Source organism: Ruegeria sp. CG3 (genome assembly GCF_056537205.1).
Map to the genome: position 1 here is coordinate 379,042 of NZ_JBQFRC010000001.1, position 17,831 is coordinate 396,872.

Consider the following 17,831-nt stretch of genomic DNA (forward strand, 5'->3'; position numbering starts at 1 on the left):
GCTTACTCGGCGGCCTCGGTGACGCCCGTCAGGATGCCACGGATCGCGGCTGCGTCGATGTCGTCATGCTCGGCGATAACCACAAGGCGCGAGCGGCGCTCCTCGTCCGGTTTCCACGGGCGGTCATACTGATGCCGGACCCGCGCGCCGACCGCCTGGACCAGCAGGCGCATCGGCTTGCCCTGAACGGCGGCATAGCCCTTGACCCGCAGGATGTTCAGCTCGTTCGCCAGACGTTCGATATTGGCGACCAGCTGCGCCGGGTCGGTCTGTTCGGGCAGTTCGACCACGATGCTTTCGAAATCGTCATGTTCGTGGTCGTCATGGCCATCGTGATGCGAGGGGCGGGCGTCCATGTCATCCTCGGCCGCGGCGCCCAGCCCCAACACCACGCGCACGTCCACCGCACCCTCGGCCACTTCGACCACGGGCAGGGGGCGGGGCGCCTCGGCGGCGATGATCTCGCGCGCCTTGGCCACGCCTTCGGGACCGGCCAGGTCGGGCTTGGTCAGCAGGATGATGTCGGCGCACGAGATCTGATCCTCGAACACCTCGGACAGGGGCGTTTCGTGGTCGATCGAGTCATCGGCCATGCGCTGGGCGTCCACCGCCGCGACATTCGGGGCAAAGCGGCCTGCGGCCACGGCCTCGGCATCGGCCAGGGCGATCACGCCGTCCACGGTGATCTTGGAACGGATATCGGGCCAGTCGAACGCCTTGAGCAGCGGTTTCGGCAGGGCCAGACCGCTGGTTTCGATCAGGATGTGATCGGGACGCGGGTCCAGCGCCATCAGCGCCTCGATCGTGGGGATGAAGTCATCGGCCACGGTGCAGCAGATGCAGCCATTGGCCAGTTCCATGATGTTTTCCGCCGGGCAGTCGGGGATCGCGCAGCTTTTCAGTATCTCGCCATCTACGCCCACATCGCCGAATTCGTTGACCACCACGGCCAGCCGCTTGCCCTGCGGCTCGGACATCAGGTGGCGGATCAGCGTGGTCTTGCCCGAGCCGAGAAAGCCGGTGATGACGGTGACGGGAAGTTTTTCGAGGGTGCTCATGCTCAGGCTCCAATCGGGGGAATGCGGGCGGCGCAGTTCTTGCGGAAATGTTCAGGGCGGTCGCGCCATTTCACAAGGCCATCATCGGCGGCCAGATATTTGGTGGCGCCGTCGACTATGATCTCGACATGGTCGGATTCGTTCAGGTTTTCATAGACGAAGGTCCAGCGCGACGGCCCGCCGCGCAGAACGATCGAGCAGCCCTGATCGCAGTTCGACAGGCATTCGACCGGCTTCAGGGTGATGCCCTCTGGCAGGTCGGCAGCGGCCAGCGCCTTGTGCAGCAGCGTGCCGGGGCGTTGGGCATCATCCTCGATGGGCAGCCCGCGTCGGCAGGTGGTGCAGACCAGCAGTTCAACTGGTGTGGTCTCGGTCACGTCTCTCATCCCCCCTTACTCGGTTGTCGGGGGACGGGGTATGCGCGGGCCACGTTGCGGACATGGGCCCGACACCGGAACACCCCGTCCGGTTTGTCTTCGGGCGTTGGCAGGTCTCCCGGCTTGCGGATGTCAGAGCGGCGCTCTGTCGGATGTCCCGCCTTCCCGGCCTGCGGCCAGTGGCATTTGGGCACCCTCTCCGGTCACGGTCGCGGGGGCGGCTGCGTTTGACGGAAAACCGCTGACGCATTCCCTTTTCATCTGCTTGCACAGACACCAACGCAAGCGACATGCGGCACGGGCAGGGGGGTTGTCAAGCACGCGGGGCCACGTGACCTGCCTCGGACCAAAAAAGCGACTTGCCGGGGTCAATCCGCGGCATCGCCGGCCAGCCGGTCGCGCAGCCAGGCCAGGAACAATTGGGCGGGGATGGACGGAGGCGCCGCGCTGACGCTGCGGATCAGATAGTGCGACTGGGCAAAGGGAATCGCCGGCCCTGCAATCCGGATCGGCGCACCTTGGGCGACGGCGTTGCGCGCGAACCGCTCCAGAACGGTGGCGTAGCCCGCGCCGGCCATCACCAGTTGCAGCGCCGTGACGGTCGTATCCGCCGAATAGCGCGCGGGGCGGTCGGGCAGGTCGGTGTCCGTGGCCTCGAAGTACCGCGCCCAGTTGTCCTCGTACCCCAAAATGTGGATCAACGGGCCGTTGCGCAGGTCTGGCGCCGGGTCCTGCGCCCGGCAGACGGGCACCAGCCGTTCCGAGCACAGCCGTTCGGCCGCGACACCGGGCCAGTCGCCATGGCCCAGCCGGATTTCCACGTCCACATCCGCGGGCGCGGCCGAGTCGTTCCAAATATGCGACACCAGCCGCACCGGGATGTCGGGGTGCTGCGCGCTGAACGCGGGCAGCTCGGCCGCGATCCAGTAGGTCATCGTCGATATCGCCGCCCGGATGGTCAGTGCCTGCCGCGAGGCGGGGCCGAACAGGCTGTTGGTGGACAGCGCAATATCCGACAGCGCCCGGCGCACGGTCAGCGCATAGGACTGGCCCAGCTCGGTCAGCGACAGGTGCCGGGCGTTGCGGGCAAAAAGCGGCTGGCCGAGATCCGCCTCGAGCGAGCGGATATGCAGCGACACCGCCGTCTGGGTCAGGCCCAGCTCCTGCGCGGCGGTTGTGAAATTCAGGTGGCGCGCGGCGGCCTCGAAGCTGCGCAGCCAGGTCGGATTGGGCAGGCGGTCCATTCATCACCAAAATATTTTGCATCTAGATCGACTTTTTATTCGTTTCTTTTGTCGGTGGGCAACGGAAATACTCAGGCCAACGAAAACGCGCCTGCAGGAGGGCAGAACATGAAGGTCGGGTTCATCGGCTTGGGCAATGTGGGGGGCAAGCTGTCGGGGTCGCTGCTGCGCAACGGTATCGACCTGACGGTATACGATCTGAACCCCGATCTTGTGGCGGAGTTCGCCGCCAAGGGGGCCAAGGCCGGCGAAAGCCCTGCTCAGATGATCCGCGATTGCGATGCGGTCATCACCTGCCTGCCGTCGCCCGCCGCCTCGGACGCGGTGATGCAGCAGATGCTGCCCGAGGTCACCCGCGGCAAGATCTGGATGGAGATGTCCACCACCGACGAGGCCGAGGTCAAACGCCTGGGGGCCATGGTGATCGAACGCGGCGGGGCGGCGGTGGACTGCCCGGTTTCGGGCGGGTGCCACCGGGCGGCCACGGGCAATATCTCGATCTTCGCGGGCTGCGACCGGGCCACGTTCGAGCAGATCCTGCCGTTCCTGACGACGATGGGCCGGCGCATTCTGCATACCGGCGATCTGGGCACGGCCTCGGTTCTGAAGGTGTTGACCAACTATCTGGCCACCGCCAACCTGATCACCTGCGCCGAGGCGCTGGTGACCGCCAAGGCCGCCGGGATGGACCTGAACACCACCTACGAGGCGATCAAGATTTCGTCCGGCACGTCCTTCGTGCATGAGACCGAAAGCCAGGTGATCCTGAACGGTTCGCGCGATATTTCCTTCACCATGGACCTGGTGAAAAAGGATATCGGCCTGTTCCAGGAGGTCGCCGACCGCGCTGGCGTGCCGTTGGAGATGAACCCGTTGATGATCAAGATCTTCGACGACGCCATCGCCCGCTATGGCGCGCGCGAGCTGTCGCCCAACGTCATTCGACGGCTCGAGGATGCAACCGGGTTGAGCATTACCGCGCCCGGTTTTCCGGCCGAGATGCAGGACGATGAACCGGAAGAGCCGGGGTATGAGGTGATTCCTCAAGGCCGAAGCACGGTTTGAGCCGACGGTCAGCGCAAGGCACGCCCTTTCCGGGGGGGCTCGCATGTACCGACCGCGTCGCTGGTGACTCAGCGCGGACTAAATCCTTGCCCGGAAATTACTGGTTAGCTCGGCTGCGCTAACCATCTCCGCGCGTATTTTGGCGTTTCGTATCAACAAACTGGTCCAGGCGACTATCACAGGACCAGAGAACAGCGATGCAATGCGAGGCTGGAAAGTTGGAGGCGAGTACCGGAATCGAACCGGTGTACACGGATTTGCAATCCGCTGCGTCACCACTCCGCCAACTCGCCTTTTCAAGCAATTTCAATTACTTGACGTGGTGCAGGCGCGGTTCTAGCAGCTTTCCCGAACAACGTCCAGAGGGTTGCTGAAAATTCCGCCGACCACGGCGTTGGATGGTCGGTCAGCGCAGTGGCAACTTTTGTCGCGGCCTGCAATTTTTGCCGGGCTGGCCGTTGCCGGGCGGGATCGGATGTGGCAAAAGCCGAGCAACCATGGGAAATATACGAGCGGTCACATGACGGATTTCGCAGCCCGACGCCACACGATGGTAGACACTCAGATCAGGCCCTCTGATGTCACCAAATTCCCGATCATCGATTCAATGCTGAAGGTCCAGCGTGAGAACTTCGTGCCGGATGCCAGTCGCGAAGTGGCCTATGCTGGCGACCTGATCGACCTGGGAAACGGGCGCTGCCTGCTGGAGCCGAGGACTCTGGCGAAGATGCTGGATGCATTGAATATTTCGAATGACGAGGTGGTTCTGGATATCGCCCCGGCGTTCGGATACTCGACCGCCGTGGCCGCGAACATGGCGCAGCTTGTGGTGGGCGTCGAGGATGACGAGGCCAACGCAGCCGACGCGCAGTCCCGCCTGATGGAGGCGGATATCGACAACGCGATCATTCATGTCGGACCTTTGGAGCAGGGGGCGGCCGAGCATGGCCCCTATGATGTCATCATCATCCAGGGCGGTGTGGAACGTCTGCCCGATGCCCTGCTCGATCAACTGAAAGATCATGGCCGCATCGCTTGCCTGTTCGTCGAAGGCAACCTGGGCACCGTTCGCATTGGTCGAAAGTCCGATGGGCGGGTGACATGGCGTCATGGCTTCAACGCAAACGCCCCGGTACTGCCGGCGTTTTCGGCCGAGTGTGCATTTTCGCTATAGTCGATCAGCGGTTTTCCGCGGTCCCTTGATTAGTTGAAAACAAAGGCGCAAACTGCCTGCGGGCTTGCGTTATTTTGATTTGAGAGGATTTGGGTATGCTTGGAACGGCTGGAGGGAAGCTGGTCAAGGCAGTCGCTCTGACGGCGGGAATCGCGCTGAGCGTGATGCCGGGGCGCTCGGTTTTGGCGGACAATCTGACCGACGCGTTCATCGGTGCATACAACACAAGCGGGCTGTTGGAACAGAACCGCGCCTTGCTGCGCGCAGCCGACGAAGACGTTGCAATCGCGTTGTCGGCCCTGCGCCCGATCATCAACTGGACCGTCCGTGTCAGCCAGGATTATGCCAAGTCTCGCGCCGGAACAGTGGTGTCGACGGTCGAACCGTCGCGCTTCTTCTCGGGACTCACGCTGAGCCAGCTGGTCTATGACGGCGGTGCATCGATTCTCGGGAAACAGTCGGCTCAGGAAACAGTTCTGGCAACTCGCCAAGCATTGATCGATATTGAGCAACAGGTTCTGTTCCGCGCAACGACGGCTTATCTGAGTGTTCTGCTACAGGAAGAAACGGTTCAGATTCGCCAGAACAACGTCAATCTCTCAGGCGAGGAACTGCGGGCCACGCAAGACCGTTTTGAAGTCGGTGAGGTCACCCGGACCGACGTCGCGCTGTCCGAAGCGCAGTTGGCAAGCTCGCAGGCTGATCTGGCCGATGCGCGAGGCGACCTGAGCACTGCCCAAGCGGAATATGTGAACGCCGTCGGCAAACAGCCGGGCCGTACTGCGGGCCAGCCGCGTCTGCCGAAGCTGCCCGGTTCTCTGGCCGAGGCCATAAGCCTGGCACAAAGAAACCACCCGGCAATCCTTTCGGCGCAGCATCAGGTGCGTGCCTTGGATCTGACCGTGCAACAGCAGCGCGCGGGCCTGGGTCCGAATGTAAGCCTGAACGCGGACGCGGGGATCACGGAAAGCTATGACAACGACGACTATACCAACGATGCGTCCATCTCGTTGAATTTCAATCAGCCCATCTATGCCGGTGGCCGATTGGCGGCCAACGTGCGCCGCGCAATGGCTCAGCGGGACGCATCGCGCGCCAACCTTCTGAATGTGCAGAAAGACATCACTCAGGGTGTGACGGACGCCTATGTGCGCTTTGAAACGGCCACGGCCAGCCTGCGGGCATCCGTCGAACGGGTACGCGCATCGCAGGTCGCCTTTGACGGGATTCGCGAAGAGGCCACGCTGGGGGCTCGGACCACGCTGGACGTTCTGACCGCTCAGCAGGATTTGCTGGACGCACAATTGGCCGAAGTTGCCTCGCGGACGGAGCGGTCTTTGGCTGCCTATCAGTTGTTGCAGGCACAAGGTCTGTTGACTGCCGAGCGTCTTGGATTGGCGGTACAGATTTACGACCCGACGCTCTACTACAACCTGGTCAAAAAGGCGCCAGCACAGATCAGCAAGCAAAGCCGCGACCTGGATCGAGTTCTCAAAGCTTTGCGGCGCGAGTGATCAGCCACACTATCTGTTGTTAGGTTCGACCGGATTGGATACACTGGTCCAAAAGGTCAGAGCGGTAGAGAACAATGACGGATAGCAGTGTCAAAGCAGGTGTCGAAGACGTATTGTCGTCGATCAAGCGTTTGGTCAGCGAAGAAGGGCGCAAGGTCCCGAACCTGATCAAAGCGACTGCGGCCCGCAAGCCGGGACGCCTGGTTTTGACGGATGCCCTGCGGGTTGGCACACCGGCCGAGGATCCAAAAGCACCTTTGAAGCTGGCCCAAAAGATCTCGGCTGAGGCGGCCTCACAGCATGCTGCGAATGTCGAGGCTATGCGCCCGGCCAACGACCTGTCACAACCTATGCGGTTGCGGTCTTGCGATATCGTTCGTCCCGGAACCCCGGCAATCAACGACATTGGCGGCGAGTCTTCGAATGATCGCGAAGGCCGCAGGGATCTGGCCGGCAGCCTGAGCGCCAAGATCGCGGCTCTTGAGGCTGCGATTGCGCGGACCGAAGATCAGTGGGAGCCCGACGGCGAAAGCGACGACGCTTATTCCGGCACGCGCACCGACAAGGTCAGTTGGGCCACGGACACCGGGTTTTCGGCATCAAAGGATGCGCCTGAGTCTGAGGCGGAGATGGACGCTGACAGCGACGAGGAATCAACGCCTGCCACGTTTATCCGGGACAACCGGGATGCCTCTGAGGCCGAGGTAAAGCTGGATCAGGAAACGCCGGCGATGGCGACCGGCACGATGGATGAAGACGAATTGCGCGAGTTGATCGCAGACATCGTCCGTCAGGAACTGCAGGGCGCGCTGGGTGAACGTATCACCCGCAACATTCGCAAGCTGGTTCGGCGCGAGATCAACCGCGCTTTGGCCGCTCAGAATTTGGATTGACGCTCAGCCGAACCGAGGCTCGGCTGCCAGTGACAGCAGGGCATCAAGGTCCATATGCTGTTCAAGGTGATCGGCCAACGCCTCCAACGTTTGCTCAACACTGTCTTCGTATGCCAGTTCCGACCTGGCGCCAAACCGCTGCAGATACGACGCGCGGAAGGCGTCTGAAGCGAAAATGCCGTGCAGGTAGCTTCCCAGAACGCGCCCGTCTCTCGATGCGGCGCCTTCCGGGCGACCCTCCACCTGTAACCACGCACGGGCAGTATCCGGACCTTGGGTGCGTCCCATGTGGATTTCGTAGCCGGTGACAGGCTCGCCGCCGGGCAAGGCCTGCGCTGATCGCAGTTCGACCCGCTTTTCCCCGGACATAACCGTTTCCACGTCCAGCAAACCCAGCCCATCGACGCTGCCGGGTCTGCCGTCCACTCCGTCGGGGTCGGCGATCACCCGGCCCAGCATCTGATACCCGCCACAGAGGCCAAGAACATGCCCGCCCCGCCGTACATGGGCATACAGGTCGATGTCCCAACCCTGTTTGCGGAAAAAGGTCAAATCTCCGATCGTTGATTTGCTGCCCGGCAGAATCACCAGATCCGCGTCACCGGGAAGGGGGCGGCCAGCCGGAATGATCTCGACCGAAACACCCGGCTCGGCGGATAGCGGGTCCAAATCATCGAAATTCGCCATGCGCTCCAGTTGCGGCACCGCAACCTTGCAGGTGCCGCCGGCGTGCGAGCGGATATCCATCATGTCCTCGGCCGGTAGTTTCCAAGCATCGTCAAACCAGGGAACGACGCCCAGGCAAGGCCATCCGGTGCGTGCCGCAATGTCGTCGCGCCCGTCATCAAACAGGCTGACGTCTCCCTTGAAGCGATTGACCGCAAAGCCGCGGATCATTGCAAGGTCAGCGTTCTCTAGCACTGCATGGGTGCCGACGATCTGCGCTATGACACCGCCCCGGTGAATGTCTCCCACCAATATGACGGGCACATTCGCGGCGCAGGCAAAGCCCATGTTGGCGATGTCGCCTGCCCGCAGGTTGGTCTCGGCCGGACTGCCGGCGCCCTCGACCAGCACAAGGTCGGCATCTTGGCAAAGTCTGGCAAAGCTCTCGAGCGCGGCGTTCAGAAGCTTGGATTTGTCCCTGCGATAGTCCTTGGCCCGCATCGTTCCCGCCCGCTTGCCCTGAACGATCACTTGCGCACCGGTATCGGTTTCCGGCTTCAGAAGGATTGGATTCATGTCCGTATGCGGCGGGCGCCCCGCCGCCCGGGCCTGCAGCGCCTGGGCGCGGCCAATCTCGCCTCCATTTGCGGCTACTGCGGCGTTGTTGGACATGTTCTGCGGTTTGAAGGGGGCAACCTTCAACCCTCGCCGCGCAAAGGCCCGGGCCAGCCCGGCCACAAGCATCGACTTGCCGACATTGCTGCCGGTCCCCTGAATCATGATCGCGCGAACCATCTGAGCCTCCTGCGGATGTTGGCAGATGACCGCATTTATTCAGCCGACGAAAGCGTGGATCGGGCCATTTGCACGACGAATGCGACCATTCCGCTGCGTACAGGGCAAAAAAAAGCGCGCCGAAAGTACCGGCGCGCGTTTTTGGGTCGGGCAAAGCCTTAGGCGGCTTCGGCCTGCTGGGCAGCGTTGCGGCGTTCGCTTTCTTCGCGCGACAGGGCGACGGACGTACGCACGCCACGGCCAACGAACTCCATCAGTCCGTGGACAACCCGTTCGTTCGGGTCGATGCCAGCGCAGGACAGCACTTCGCGCCCATCGCGCGAGCGTGCCCAGCGGGCGATTTGTTCCGGGCCATTGCCGTATTTCTTGTCATCGGCGATGGCATCATCGAGTGCAGCCAGCACAACGGCCGCGAAAAGTTTGCGGGCACGGTTGCCTTGCTCATTGTTAAAGGCGGTGCCGTCAACGAAATCTCTCATCTCGTTTTCCTTGTTGTTCTTGCTCTTGTAATTTTCGGCGTGGCGGTCCTTATGACCTATTTAGTGCGATTCGGATACACCTAATTTGCATAGTTGCGTTGCGTCATTTGCATGGCTCTCTGCAGGTGCAGCACTAGGTTTCGTTGTATTGCATGGATCGGTCCCGCCAGATATAGGGACGACAACTGACGCATCAACCATGTGTGAAGGAAATATGTCATGCCCAAGATCAATGGGAACGAAATTCGCCCGGGCAATGTGCTTGAGCATAACGGCGGTCTGTGGGCGGCGGTCAAGGTCGATCACGTCAAACCGGGCAAAGGCGGTGCCTTTGCACAGGTGGAATTGCGGAACCTGCGCAACGGTTCGAAACTGAACGAGCGGTTCCGTTCAGCGGACAAGGTCGAGCGTGTTCGGTTGGAGCAGAAAGACCAGCAGTTCCTGTATGAAAGCGACGGGATGCTGGTATTCATGGATGCCGAGACCTATGAACAGATTGAATTGCCTGCAGATTTGCTGGGTGACCGTCGTCCGTTCCTTCAGGACGGGATGACCATCGTGGTCGAATTCTATGAAAGCGAGGCGCTGAACGCGACGCTGCCTCAGAAAGTCGTCTGCAAGGTCGTCGAGACTGAACCGGTCGTTAAAGGTCAGACTGCGGCGAACTCGTTCAAGCCGGCGGTTCTGGACAACGGGGTCAAAGTCATGGTGCCGCCGTTCATCGCGCAGGACGAGATGATCGTCGTGAACACCGAGACCATGGAATATTCCGAGCGCGCGTAACGTTGCGTCATACTCGGAGAAAGACCAAGAAACCGCGCCGCTATTCGGCGCGGTTTTTTTCTTGCGAGGCGGCCCCGCCCCGGCGGTAGCGGGCGCGGTCCGGGCCGAACAGTTCCAACAACAGCTCGAACTTGATGCGATTGGCGCTGACCTGCCGGTAAAAAGCGATGAGAAACCCGGTCGGCCCCTGGATCCGGGCCAGACCGCTGGTCGCGGCGACGACGGTTCCCACGTCGGTTTCTCCCTGCAGAACCAGCCATCCGCCCAGCATCAGAACACCGACGGTGCCTGCACCGTTGATCACGCTCAGCAGAAACTTGGCCGACAATTTCCACAGGAACATCCGCCGCCGGGTGTCGTAGATCGCGTCGAACTGGTCGTGCACCTCTTGAGTCACGGCCTCGATGTTTTCGATCGTCAGATGGTCGGTCGCGCTACGCAATATGCGGACGCGGTCCGCCACGAACACGTTCACCTTTCTCTGCGAGACGAGAACGATAAGGATCTGCGGTGCGATCATCGAAAGGGCAATCAGTCCCAGCCAGGGTTGCGTCGACGAGATGTAGCCAATCACGCTGACCAAGGTTCCGATTTGTACGACCGGGTCCGAGAACGCGCCGCCTGCGAATTTGCCCAGTTCTTCGGCTTCGGCAGAAATGGCCGTCGTCATGGTCCCCTTGCGGACATTCTCGCCCGACTCGTCCACGTCCACGGTGCGGGCCAGCAAAAGCTGGCGAATGCGACGGATCATGTCTTCGCCCAATGTCCCCGCGCGATATCCCAACACCCACTTCAGAGCGAGGCTCAGCAGGATCACCCCCATCATGCCGGCACCCAGCAGCAGGAGATGAGGCGCCTCGATATTGTCCGAGGTCAGATGGTTGATGATGTCCCGTTGAAACTCCAACGGGGCCGCGGCAAGAGCCGCGACCGACAAGGACAACAGGATCAGTATGACTTGCCGTCCGGCGCTGGCGCGCCAGATGGCTGAATACAGTTGGAGCATGCAGGCACCCGATCAGCCAAGTGCCTCAAGTCTTACCGTGTGGCCGGGCCGGATAAAACGTTTGCAAAGCAGCCCGGTTAGTGGTCGTGCCGGTTGGGCAACAGGCTCAATCCAGCAGACGCAGCCGGGCGTCTCCGGCCTGCATGTCGTCGCCCGCCCGATCAAGGCGCAGATAGGCGATGGCCTGTCCGTTCGATTGCGTGAACAGCGTACCAGCGGGCTTTCCCGCCGAGAGGATTTCGGAGCCGACCGGAGCCGCGCCGTCGATGGCGACAACCCGCAGCCCCTTGCGCAACTGGGTCTTGTGCTTCATGCGAGCGGTAACCTCTTGCCCGACATAGCAACCCTTTTTGAAATCGACACCGTTGAGCGGCTCGAATCCGGCCTCGAGGATATACGTGTCCGGTGTCAGCTCGATCCCGGTTTCCGGGATGCAATGACGCACCCGAATTGCGTCCCAATCCGTTCCATCATCGGCTTCCGGAGCGTCAGAATATGCGCGCCAGCCCATATCGGGGTGACGAGGATCGGGCAGGGCGCCCTCGGGTGCGGGCCCGGTTCCGCGTTGCAGGTGCAAGTTGGTTTCCTCGATACGCACGTCCGCCCGCAGCTTGTACATGTTCAGCCGCTTGATCAGTGCATCCGCCATCCCCTCAGCCACGTCCAGCAGCACCGAGTCGCCATCGCGTTTCAGAAAGAAATCGGCCAGGTACTTGCCCTGCGGGGTCAGGATGGCCGCGTAGACAAGACCATCATCCAGCTTGCGGGTGTCATTGGTGACCAGACCTTGCAAGAAGCTGTTGGTATCGGTGCCTTTCAGGCGCAAAATGCGGCGGGTGCTCATCTTTGGGTCCTCGTCATTGCCCTGAGAGCGGTGATATAAGCGAACCCGTTGCCAAGACCAGAGGTTTCGAACGTGTCCGCCCCGATCAGTATCGTGATTCCGACATTCGATTCCCAAACCGAACTCGCGCGCACGCTGATGACCCTGATGGAAGGTCTGCACGCCGGTCTGATCCGCGAACTTGTCATCGCCGATGGAGGGTCGACCGATCATACGTTGCGTATTGCCGATGAAGCAGGTGCCCGGATCGTTGCCGGGGCCGGGTCCCGTACCGCGCAGCTGCGCGTGGGATGCGACGCCGCAGTGGGCGACTGGTTGCTGATCATCCTTCCGGGGACCGAGCTTGAGCCCGGATGGACCGACGCGGTGGCCGAGCACCTTGTAACGCGGCGTCCGGGTGTGTTCCGCCTTGGGTTCCGGTCCTCAGGCCTGAGCCCGAGTTTGACGGCAGGCTGGGCCAATCTGCGCAGCCGGGTCTTTGGACTGGCGTCTGTTGATCAGGGCCTGCTGCTGCCGGCGCAATTGTACAAGGCCGCCGGTGGATATCCGGATCAACCGGGGAAGGAGGGGGCGCTCGTGCGCTCTCTGCCGCGCGCGACTCTGTTGCGGGCGCGTGCCATTACAGGTGCCGGGCGCCGTGGTCGGACGCGTCCTGAGGCGCCACCTCAGTAACCCCGGTCCCAGATGCTTCAGGGGGTGGCTGCCGCGCCGTCGGCTCGGCGATGAGGTTGGACCGCAACTCGACAACAGATTTGCCCAACCGGAATGGTGCCGCAAAGCTGACAAGACACAGCGCGATGATCTGTAGCACGAGAATGTGGGCGTTTTCCTGAAGGTACTCCCACTCTCCCTTCAGTTTGGCGACCTGAGCGATCAGGTCATCATAGCTTTGCGCGAGGATCATATAGTCTCCGGCGATTGCCGGCACTTTCCGCCGCATGTTGTCGATCGCGGTCTGCGTTTCCGCGTCCAGCGTGGTGAATACCAGGAATTGCTCGATGTCGAACGCATCGGCCTTGGCGGCCATGTCCTGAATGTCATCCATCTGGCCTCGGGATCGTGCGCCGAAGATGAAGTTCAGGCCCTGCAGCGGCGCAACTTCGTTGGTGACGGCGATGAACAGCGGCAGGTCGGCGTTGCTGGCGGTCGAAGCCGACAGGAACTCGACCTTGTCGCACAAAACCGCCGTGTCCTGATCGTAGGCCGGATCGCAGAACCGCAGCCGGAACCGCGCGGCGTCGCGATCGAAGGCCAGTGTCGCCGCATAGGCAACGTCGATCTGCCTGTCCAACCTTGAGCTGTCGGATTTGTAGAGCCCAGCCATGACCGCCACCAGCGCGCCCAGCCCACCCAACACGACCCACACGAGGTCGGCCAGCTTCCATGCCCGGTGGCCCGCTGGTTTGCGAAACAGGAACGCGGTGCCAATCGATCCGGCCAGAAAGAACAGCAACAGCAGGGGCAGCTGATAGTCGGTGATGAAGCTCATGCACCCGAGTTTAAGTGGTCAGTCTTCCCACGCAACAGCGATCACGTGCAGTTGTAACGCGTGTCAGGATGCCCATACTCGGGTCAGGAGCCGGAGGGAGAACGTGATGACCAAAGAGATTGTGCTGATCCACGGGGCGTTTGCAGGGCCGTGGTGCATGGCGGACTATGCGGAGTTCTTCCGCGCCCGTGGATGGACGGCGCACACCCCGGCGCTGAGATTCCATGGCGGCGATCCCGCAGCCGAGCCCGATGCGGGTCTGACCGACACCAGCGTGCTGGATTATGCCAACGACATTGCCGAATTCGTTCAGGGGTTGGGCAGCAAACCCGTGATCCTCGGGCATGCCATTGCGGGCGTCGTTGCCCAGCAGGTTGCGTCTCGCGGGCTGGCCAGCGCCATCGTGTTGATCAACCCGAACGCGGCCTGGGGCACCCTGCCGGAAACCGATGACGAACGCGCCGTGCCGCGCGCCTTGATGGAGGGCGGGGCCTTCTGGAAGCAGCCCATGCGCGTCGATTTCGACCTGATGGCCCCATTCGCATTGAACAAAATGCCAAAAGCCCAGCAACATGCGGTGTTCGATCAGCTCGGCCCGGAAAGCGGACGGGTGATGTTCGAGATGTTTTTCTGGATGTTCGACGATCACCACGCGATGAAGGTTGATATCGACAAGGTCGACTGCCCGGTTCTGATCGTTTCAGGCTCGGAGGACAGGGCGGTGAACCCCAACACCTGCCGTTCCTTGGCGAAACTCTATGGCGACCGCGCGACCTTTCTGTCCGCAGAAGGTCACGCGCATTTTCTGTTCATGGAGCCCGGTTGGGAAAAGCCAGCCGCACAGATTGCGGACTGGCTGGACCAGACGCTGGGCTAGGGGCCGTTCAGGCGTTACTTGCTGACCTGAAACGTGCTCTGCGGCCGCCAACGCAGCACGCCGTCGCTTTCGCGGTAACAACGCAACAGGCGTTCCTGCACCGTGCTCACCGTGCTGGTAACGGTGTTGTCACCAACCATCAGCACAAAGGCGTCTTCGGAATAGGCCATGCCTTCGTAATAGCAGAACCGAGTCTCGGCGCCGTCGGGGATGGGGGATGCGGTGCTGAGCATCTGCTGCGCGGGGGCTGCCGAGGCTACCAGGGTCAGCGCCAGCCCGAGGGTCAAAGTTTTCATGTCGTCCTCCCGTTCGGATATCCGTTTTTCAATTGGGTCTTGGACGCTCGGAACCTCAAATGTCGTTCTTGAATGACGGGTTGAGGGTAAGTCTGAACGGGATCAACGGGTTAGGCAAGGGGGTTAGGATGCAAGGTGTGTGACTTGGGGCGGTCTGTTCACTGCCGTAAACGATACAAAGTAACAGAGATGCGGTAGAGCCACCCCTTGGGCGGCGCGGGGTTTGTGGTTGGGGTAGGATGGGGTTTTACCCCGCCGTTGCGAGGTGATTTGTCCGAGGGGAAGTGGGTTGGTAAACCCCCTACGGCTCGCTTGCGCTTAGCAGTCCTTGTGACGTTGCAGGTATGTTTCGGTTGCGAAATCCACAAATGCAATTGCACAAGAGGCCGCTAGCCGTGCGTGCCTAGGTTCTAGCCCGACGTGCTTTCCGTCGCGCCCATGCCCTGAGCCATACAAACCGCGTAGTTCCGCTATCCCTTTCGTAATTGATGCAAGGTTGCTGAGCGTTCGTTTGATGCTCTCTGCGCCTTTTGCTTCATTCGGAATACCCTCAGGAACTAGTGACAATGCTTTGCACATTTTCTTTGATAGTGTCGGCAAATCGTCAGACTTCTGGGGGATCTCTGCGTCTGGCAATTGAGCAAGAATGGTCTTACAGCAAGATTCTACTAAGTCTTTCGCTGTTCCGATTGCTAAAGCAGGATCGGTTTCAATTGAGTCTTGGATGCGCCTAATTTCCGTCTGCATCCAATTCGAAGAAAGCTTCTCTGCAACCGTACTAGCGCGCTGAATTTGGCTGTGGAATTCTGTAGTTCGTTGCGCAATGAATACGGCTCTTCCTGCGATTTTTTGAGACTCAACTAGTTTCCAACCCGATCTGGCCAATTGATCATTGTAGTGGCCAACGATCTTTGAAGCTTCAAAAACGTCTGGTCGAACAACTGGGTGAACTGTCTCGCACAAGAAGCTCAGAAAAACATCATCGGAACAACCAAGTAAATTGAACCTTGCGTCCGTAAACACCCAGTCAATCGGCCAGTCATCGTTGTTTTCGCAATGCTGCCAGATGTCCTGATCAGCAGTCTTGAATCTTTGATCGTAACTGGGAAGCGCACGTAGATCATAGAGGCGGCCCAAGAAATCAACGTCACCCAACTCACCAGCATAAAATACTTTTTCTAGGCGCAGGCCATCAAATATGTTGTTTCGAATTTGCCTAGTGATTTTTTCCAATCGACACCTTCCAACTCAAACATCCAACTCCTCCACGAAGCGCGCGTTCTCCTGAATGTACTGGAACCGCAGTTCGGGTTTCTTGCCCATCAGACGCTCGACCAGGTCGCCGGTCTCGCCGGGTTCGTCCTCGTCGATGGTGACGCGGATCAATTTCCGCGACTTGGGGTCCATCGTGGTCTCTTTCAGGTCCTTGGCGTCCATTTCACCCAGACCCTTGAAGCGGCTGACGTCGATTTTGCCTTTGCCGCCCAGACCTTTCTCCAGCCATTCGTCGCGCTCGGCTTCGTCCAGGCAATAGACACGCTTGGCGCCTTGGGTCAGGCGGTAGAGCGGCGGGCAGGCCAGGTACAGGTGGCCCGCGTCGATCATCGGGCGCATCTGGGTGAAGAAGAAGGTCATCAACAGCGAGGCGATATGCGCGCCGTCCACGTCGGCGTCGGTCATGATGATGACCTTGTCATAGCGCAGGTCGTCGATGTTGAACTTGGTGCCCAGTCCTACGCCAAGCGCCTGCGTCAGATCATTGATCTCGGCGTTGGTGCCCAGTTTCGAGCTGGCAGCGCCCAGTACGTTCAGGATCTTGCCGCGCAGGGGCAGCAGGGCCTGTGTCTTTCGGTCGCGGGCCATCTTGGCCGAGCCGCCAGCCGAGTCGCCCTCGACGATGAATAATTCGGTGCCGTCGCGTGTTGAACTACTACAGTCCACCAACTTGCCGGGAAGACGGAGTTTCTTAGTGGCGGACTTGCGTTGTGTTTCCTTCTCGGCCCGTCGGCGCAGGCGTTCCTCGGCCCGCAGGATGAGGAAATCCAGAATGGCGCCGGCGGATTTGGTGTCGGCAGCCAGCCAGTTGTCGAAATGGTCGCGGACCGAGTTTTCGACCAGCCGCTGCGCCTCGACCGTGGCGAGGCGGTCCTTGGTCTGGCCGACGAATTCGGGTTCACGGATGAAGCACGAGACCAGCGCGCAGCCCCCGGTGATCAGGTCATCGCGGGTGATCTGGGCGGCTTTCTTGTTGTTAATCAGTTCACCGTAGGCCTTGATGCCCTTGAGGATCGCGGCCCAGAAGCCCGCGACGTGGGTACCGCCCTCGGGCGTGGGCACGGTGTTGCAGTAGGACTGGATGAAGCCATCGCGCGACGGCGTCCAGTTGATCGCCCATTCCACCTTGCCGGGGGTGCCGAATTTCTCGTTGAAATCGACGGTTCCGGCGAAGGGCTGTTCGGAATAGGTCGAGGAGCCGTTCATCGTCTCCTTGAGGTAGTCCGACAAGCCACCCGGGAAGTGGAAGGTGGCCTCGGTGGGCGTCTCGCCGTCGTCGATGGCGGTTTTCCAGCGGATTTCAACGCCCGAGAACAGGTAGGCCTTGGAGCGGATCGATTTGAACAGGCGGGCGGGTTTGAACCGGTGGTGGCCGAAGATTTCGGGGTCGGCGTGGAAGGTGACGGTGGTGCCGCGCCGGTTGGGAGCCGAGCCCACCTTTTCGACCGGACCCAGCGGGATGCCGCGCGAAAAGCGCTGTTCGTACAGCTCCTTGTTGCGAGCCACCTGTACAACCATCGAATCAGACAGCGCGTTGACCACCGAGGCGCCCACGCCGTGCAGACCGCCCGAGGTCTGGTAGGCCTTGCCCGAGAACTTGCCGCCCGCGTGCAGGGTGCACAGGATCACCTCGAGCGCGGATTTGTCGGGGAACTTCGGGTGCGGGTCGATCGGAATACCGCGGCCGTTGTCGCGCACGGTCAGGGCGTAATCGTCGTGCAGTTCCACCTCGATACGGTTGGCATGGCCGGCAACGGCCTCGTCCATCGAGTTGTCGAGGATTTCGGCCACCATGTGGTGCAGTGCCCGTTCGTCGGTGCCGCCGATATACATGCCGGGGCGTTTGCGCACGGGCTCCAGACCTTCGAGGACCTCGATCGAGGAGGCGTCGTAGGTGGTGGCGGATTCGGGCGTCAACAGGTCGTCGGGCATGGGTGCTGCTCTTGTTTTTGGGTTTGGTCCATTATGGCAGGTGATGTGGGTCGGGGGAAGAGGG

The 17,831-nt window shown here is 61.0% G+C and carries 18 protein-coding genes, 1 tRNA gene and 1 riboswitch; of the genes, 7 read left to right on the forward strand and 12 right to left on the reverse strand.

Annotated features, from left to right (window positions below; all coding sequences use genetic code 11):
* Nucleotides 1–2 precede the first annotated feature (2 nt).
* The 3 genes from cobW to ACR0NB_RS01835 all read right to left on the reverse strand — a co-directional run bounded on the left by cobW (nucleotide 3) and on the right by ACR0NB_RS01835 (nucleotide 2,679).
* Nucleotides 3–1,058, reverse strand: a complete 1,056-nt coding sequence (gene cobW, locus ACR0NB_RS01825; protein WP_170417938.1) for a cobalamin biosynthesis protein CobW — start codon at nucleotides 1,056–1,058, stop codon at nucleotides 3–5.
* Between the two features lie 2 nt (nucleotides 1,059–1,060).
* On the reverse strand, nucleotides 1,061–1,444 hold the full coding sequence (locus tag ACR0NB_RS01830) for a DUF1636 family protein (RefSeq protein ID WP_480774795.1): 384 nt from the start codon (nucleotides 1,442–1,444) through the stop codon (nucleotides 1,061–1,063).
* 82 nt (nucleotides 1,445–1,526) lie between these two features.
* A riboswitch (cobalamin riboswitch) is annotated at nucleotides 1,527–1,731 on the reverse strand.
* Nucleotides 1,732–1,803: 72 nt separating this feature from the next.
* Nucleotides 1,804–2,679: a LysR substrate-binding domain-containing protein gene (locus tag ACR0NB_RS01835; protein ID WP_480774796.1), complete on the reverse strand. Its 876-nt coding sequence runs from the start codon at nucleotides 2,677–2,679 to the stop codon at nucleotides 1,804–1,806.
* A 108-nt stretch (nucleotides 2,680–2,787) separates the two neighbouring features.
* On the opposite strand from ACR0NB_RS01835, the gene ACR0NB_RS01840 reads away from it, so the two are divergent.
* The gene (locus ACR0NB_RS01840) at nucleotides 2,788–3,744 is read left to right on the forward strand and encodes an NAD(P)-dependent oxidoreductase (RefSeq protein WP_480774797.1); all 957 of its coding nucleotides are present in this window, start codon (nucleotides 2,788–2,790) and stop codon (nucleotides 3,742–3,744) included.
* Between the two features lie 219 nt (nucleotides 3,745–3,963).
* On the opposite strand, the gene ACR0NB_RS01845 is transcribed toward ACR0NB_RS01840, so the two are convergent.
* A tRNA-Cys gene (locus ACR0NB_RS01845) sits at nucleotides 3,964–4,037 on the reverse strand.
* A 227-nt stretch (nucleotides 4,038–4,264) separates the two neighbouring features.
* Here ACR0NB_RS01845 and ACR0NB_RS01850 point away from each other — a divergent pair.
* The 3 genes from ACR0NB_RS01850 to ACR0NB_RS01860 all read left to right on the forward strand — a co-directional run bounded on the left by ACR0NB_RS01850 (nucleotide 4,265) and on the right by ACR0NB_RS01860 (nucleotide 7,325).
* On the forward strand, nucleotides 4,265–4,918 hold the full coding sequence (locus tag ACR0NB_RS01850) for a protein-L-isoaspartate O-methyltransferase family protein (protein ID WP_170338223.1): 654 nt from the start codon (nucleotides 4,265–4,267) through the stop codon (nucleotides 4,916–4,918).
* Nucleotides 4,919–5,013: 95 nt separating this feature from the next.
* On the forward strand, nucleotides 5,014–6,432 hold the full coding sequence (locus tag ACR0NB_RS01855) for a TolC family outer membrane protein (RefSeq protein ID WP_170446710.1): 1,419 nt from the start codon (nucleotides 5,014–5,016) through the stop codon (nucleotides 6,430–6,432).
* A 74-nt stretch (nucleotides 6,433–6,506) separates the two neighbouring features.
* Nucleotides 6,507–7,325 (forward strand): hypothetical protein, encoded by an 819-nt coding sequence (locus ACR0NB_RS01860; RefSeq protein WP_480774798.1) that lies wholly within the window; start codon nucleotides 6,507–6,509, stop codon nucleotides 7,323–7,325.
* Between the two features lie 3 nt (nucleotides 7,326–7,328).
* Here ACR0NB_RS01860 and ACR0NB_RS01865 read toward each other — a convergent pair whose 3' ends face one another.
* Nucleotides 7,329–8,786, reverse strand: a complete 1,458-nt coding sequence (locus tag ACR0NB_RS01865) for a cobyric acid synthase (RefSeq protein ID WP_170449388.1) — start codon at nucleotides 8,784–8,786, stop codon at nucleotides 7,329–7,331.
* Nucleotides 8,787–8,944: 158 nt separating this feature from the next.
* Nucleotides 8,945–9,265: a DUF6280 family protein gene (locus ACR0NB_RS01870; RefSeq protein WP_093962585.1), complete on the reverse strand. Its 321-nt coding sequence runs from the start codon at nucleotides 9,263–9,265 to the stop codon at nucleotides 8,945–8,947.
* 219 nt (nucleotides 9,266–9,484) lie between these two features.
* On the opposite strand from ACR0NB_RS01870, the gene efp reads away from it, so the two are divergent.
* Complete coding sequence (gene efp, locus ACR0NB_RS01875) at nucleotides 9,485–10,048, forward strand: elongation factor P (RefSeq protein ID WP_093962584.1); 564 nt, start codon at nucleotides 9,485–9,487, stop codon at nucleotides 10,046–10,048.
* Nucleotides 10,049–10,088: 40 nt separating this feature from the next.
* Here efp and ACR0NB_RS01880 read toward each other — a convergent pair whose 3' ends face one another.
* Nucleotides 10,089–11,054: an ABC transporter transmembrane domain-containing protein gene (locus tag ACR0NB_RS01880; RefSeq protein WP_170338230.1), complete on the reverse strand. Its 966-nt coding sequence runs from the start codon at nucleotides 11,052–11,054 to the stop codon at nucleotides 10,089–10,091.
* Between the two features lie 106 nt (nucleotides 11,055–11,160).
* Entirely contained in the window at nucleotides 11,161–11,898 is a 738-nt protein-coding gene (ygfZ, locus tag ACR0NB_RS01885; protein WP_170402104.1) for a CAF17-like 4Fe-4S cluster assembly/insertion protein YgfZ, read from the reverse strand.
* A 72-nt stretch (nucleotides 11,899–11,970) separates the two neighbouring features.
* Here ygfZ and ACR0NB_RS01890 point away from each other — a divergent pair, with 72 nt between their 5' ends.
* The gene (locus ACR0NB_RS01890) at nucleotides 11,971–12,570 is read left to right on the forward strand and encodes a glycosyltransferase (protein ID WP_367647863.1); all 600 of its coding nucleotides are present in this window, start codon (nucleotides 11,971–11,973) and stop codon (nucleotides 12,568–12,570) included.
* Here ACR0NB_RS01890 and ACR0NB_RS01895 read toward each other — a convergent pair.
* Nucleotides 12,518–13,387 carry a hypothetical protein gene (locus tag ACR0NB_RS01895; RefSeq protein WP_170417960.1) on the reverse strand — a complete coding sequence of 290 codons (870 nt, stop codon included), beginning with the start codon at nucleotides 13,385–13,387 and terminating at the stop codon, nucleotides 12,518–12,520. The genes ACR0NB_RS01890 and ACR0NB_RS01895 overlap by 53 nt on opposite strands.
* Nucleotides 13,388–13,493: 106 nt before the next feature.
* Between ACR0NB_RS01895 and ACR0NB_RS01900 the strand changes: the two genes are divergently transcribed.
* Nucleotides 13,494–14,264: an alpha/beta hydrolase gene (locus ACR0NB_RS01900; protein ID WP_480774799.1), complete on the forward strand. Its 771-nt coding sequence runs from the start codon at nucleotides 13,494–13,496 to the stop codon at nucleotides 14,262–14,264.
* A gap of 14 nt (nucleotides 14,265–14,278) precedes the next feature.
* On the opposite strand, the gene ACR0NB_RS01905 is transcribed toward ACR0NB_RS01900, so the two are convergent.
* The 3 genes from ACR0NB_RS01905 to parE form a co-directional block, all read right to left on the reverse strand.
* Entirely contained in the window at nucleotides 14,279–14,560 is a 282-nt protein-coding gene (locus tag ACR0NB_RS01905; RefSeq protein ID WP_170458521.1) for a DUF1496 domain-containing protein, read from the reverse strand.
* A gap of 318 nt (nucleotides 14,561–14,878) precedes the next feature.
* Nucleotides 14,879–15,793, reverse strand: coding sequence for an abortive infection family protein (locus ACR0NB_RS01910; protein ID WP_480725987.1), 915 nt, complete (start codon nucleotides 15,791–15,793; stop codon nucleotides 14,879–14,881).
* A gap of 15 nt (nucleotides 15,794–15,808) precedes the next feature.
* Nucleotides 15,809–17,767 carry a DNA topoisomerase IV subunit B gene (gene parE, locus ACR0NB_RS01915; protein ID WP_170417968.1) on the reverse strand — a complete coding sequence of 653 codons (1,959 nt, stop codon included), beginning with the start codon at nucleotides 17,765–17,767 and terminating at the stop codon, nucleotides 15,809–15,811.
* Between the last annotated feature and the right edge of the window lie 64 nt (nucleotides 17,768–17,831).

Bases quoted from the DNA above. Each gene is read 5' to 3' on its own strand.
- cobW (WP_170417938.1), bottom strand. From the start codon at position 1,058: ATGAGCACCCTCGAAAAACTTCCCGTCACCGTCATCACCGGCTTTCTC.
- ACR0NB_RS01830 (WP_480774795.1), bottom strand. From the start codon at position 1,444: ATGAGAGACGTGACCGAGACCACACCAGTTGAACTGCTGGTCTGCACC.
- ACR0NB_RS01835 (WP_480774796.1), bottom strand. From the start codon at position 2,679: ATGGACCGCCTGCCCAATCCGACCTGGCTGCGCAGCTTCGAGGCCGCC.
- ACR0NB_RS01840 (WP_480774797.1), top strand. From the start codon at position 2,788: ATGAAGGTCGGGTTCATCGGCTTGGGCAATGTGGGGGGCAAGCTGTCG.
- ACR0NB_RS01850 (WP_170338223.1), top strand. From the start codon at position 4,265: ATGACGGATTTCGCAGCCCGACGCCACACGATGGTAGACACTCAGATC.
- ACR0NB_RS01855 (WP_170446710.1), top strand. From the start codon at position 5,014: ATGCTTGGAACGGCTGGAGGGAAGCTGGTCAAGGCAGTCGCTCTGACG.
- ACR0NB_RS01860 (WP_480774798.1), top strand. From the start codon at position 6,507: ATGACGGATAGCAGTGTCAAAGCAGGTGTCGAAGACGTATTGTCGTCG.
- ACR0NB_RS01865 (WP_170449388.1), bottom strand. From the start codon at position 8,786: ATGGTTCGCGCGATCATGATTCAGGGGACCGGCAGCAATGTCGGCAAG.
- ACR0NB_RS01870 (WP_093962585.1), bottom strand. From the start codon at position 9,265: ATGAGAGATTTCGTTGACGGCACCGCCTTTAACAATGAGCAAGGCAAC.
- efp (WP_093962584.1), top strand. From the start codon at position 9,485: ATGCCCAAGATCAATGGGAACGAAATTCGCCCGGGCAATGTGCTTGAG.
- ACR0NB_RS01880 (WP_170338230.1), bottom strand. From the start codon at position 11,054: ATGCTCCAACTGTATTCAGCCATCTGGCGCGCCAGCGCCGGACGGCAA.
- ygfZ (WP_170402104.1), bottom strand. From the start codon at position 11,898: ATGAGCACCCGCCGCATTTTGCGCCTGAAAGGCACCGATACCAACAGC.
- ACR0NB_RS01895 (WP_170417960.1), bottom strand. From the start codon at position 13,387: ATGAGCTTCATCACCGACTATCAGCTGCCCCTGCTGTTGCTGTTCTTT.
- ACR0NB_RS01900 (WP_480774799.1), top strand. From the start codon at position 13,494: ATGACCAAAGAGATTGTGCTGATCCACGGGGCGTTTGCAGGGCCGTGG.
- ACR0NB_RS01905 (WP_170458521.1), bottom strand. From the start codon at position 14,560: ATGAAAACTTTGACCCTCGGGCTGGCGCTGACCCTGGTAGCCTCGGCA.
- parE (WP_170417968.1), bottom strand. From the start codon at position 17,767: ATGCCCGACGACCTGTTGACGCCCGAATCCGCCACCACCTACGACGCC.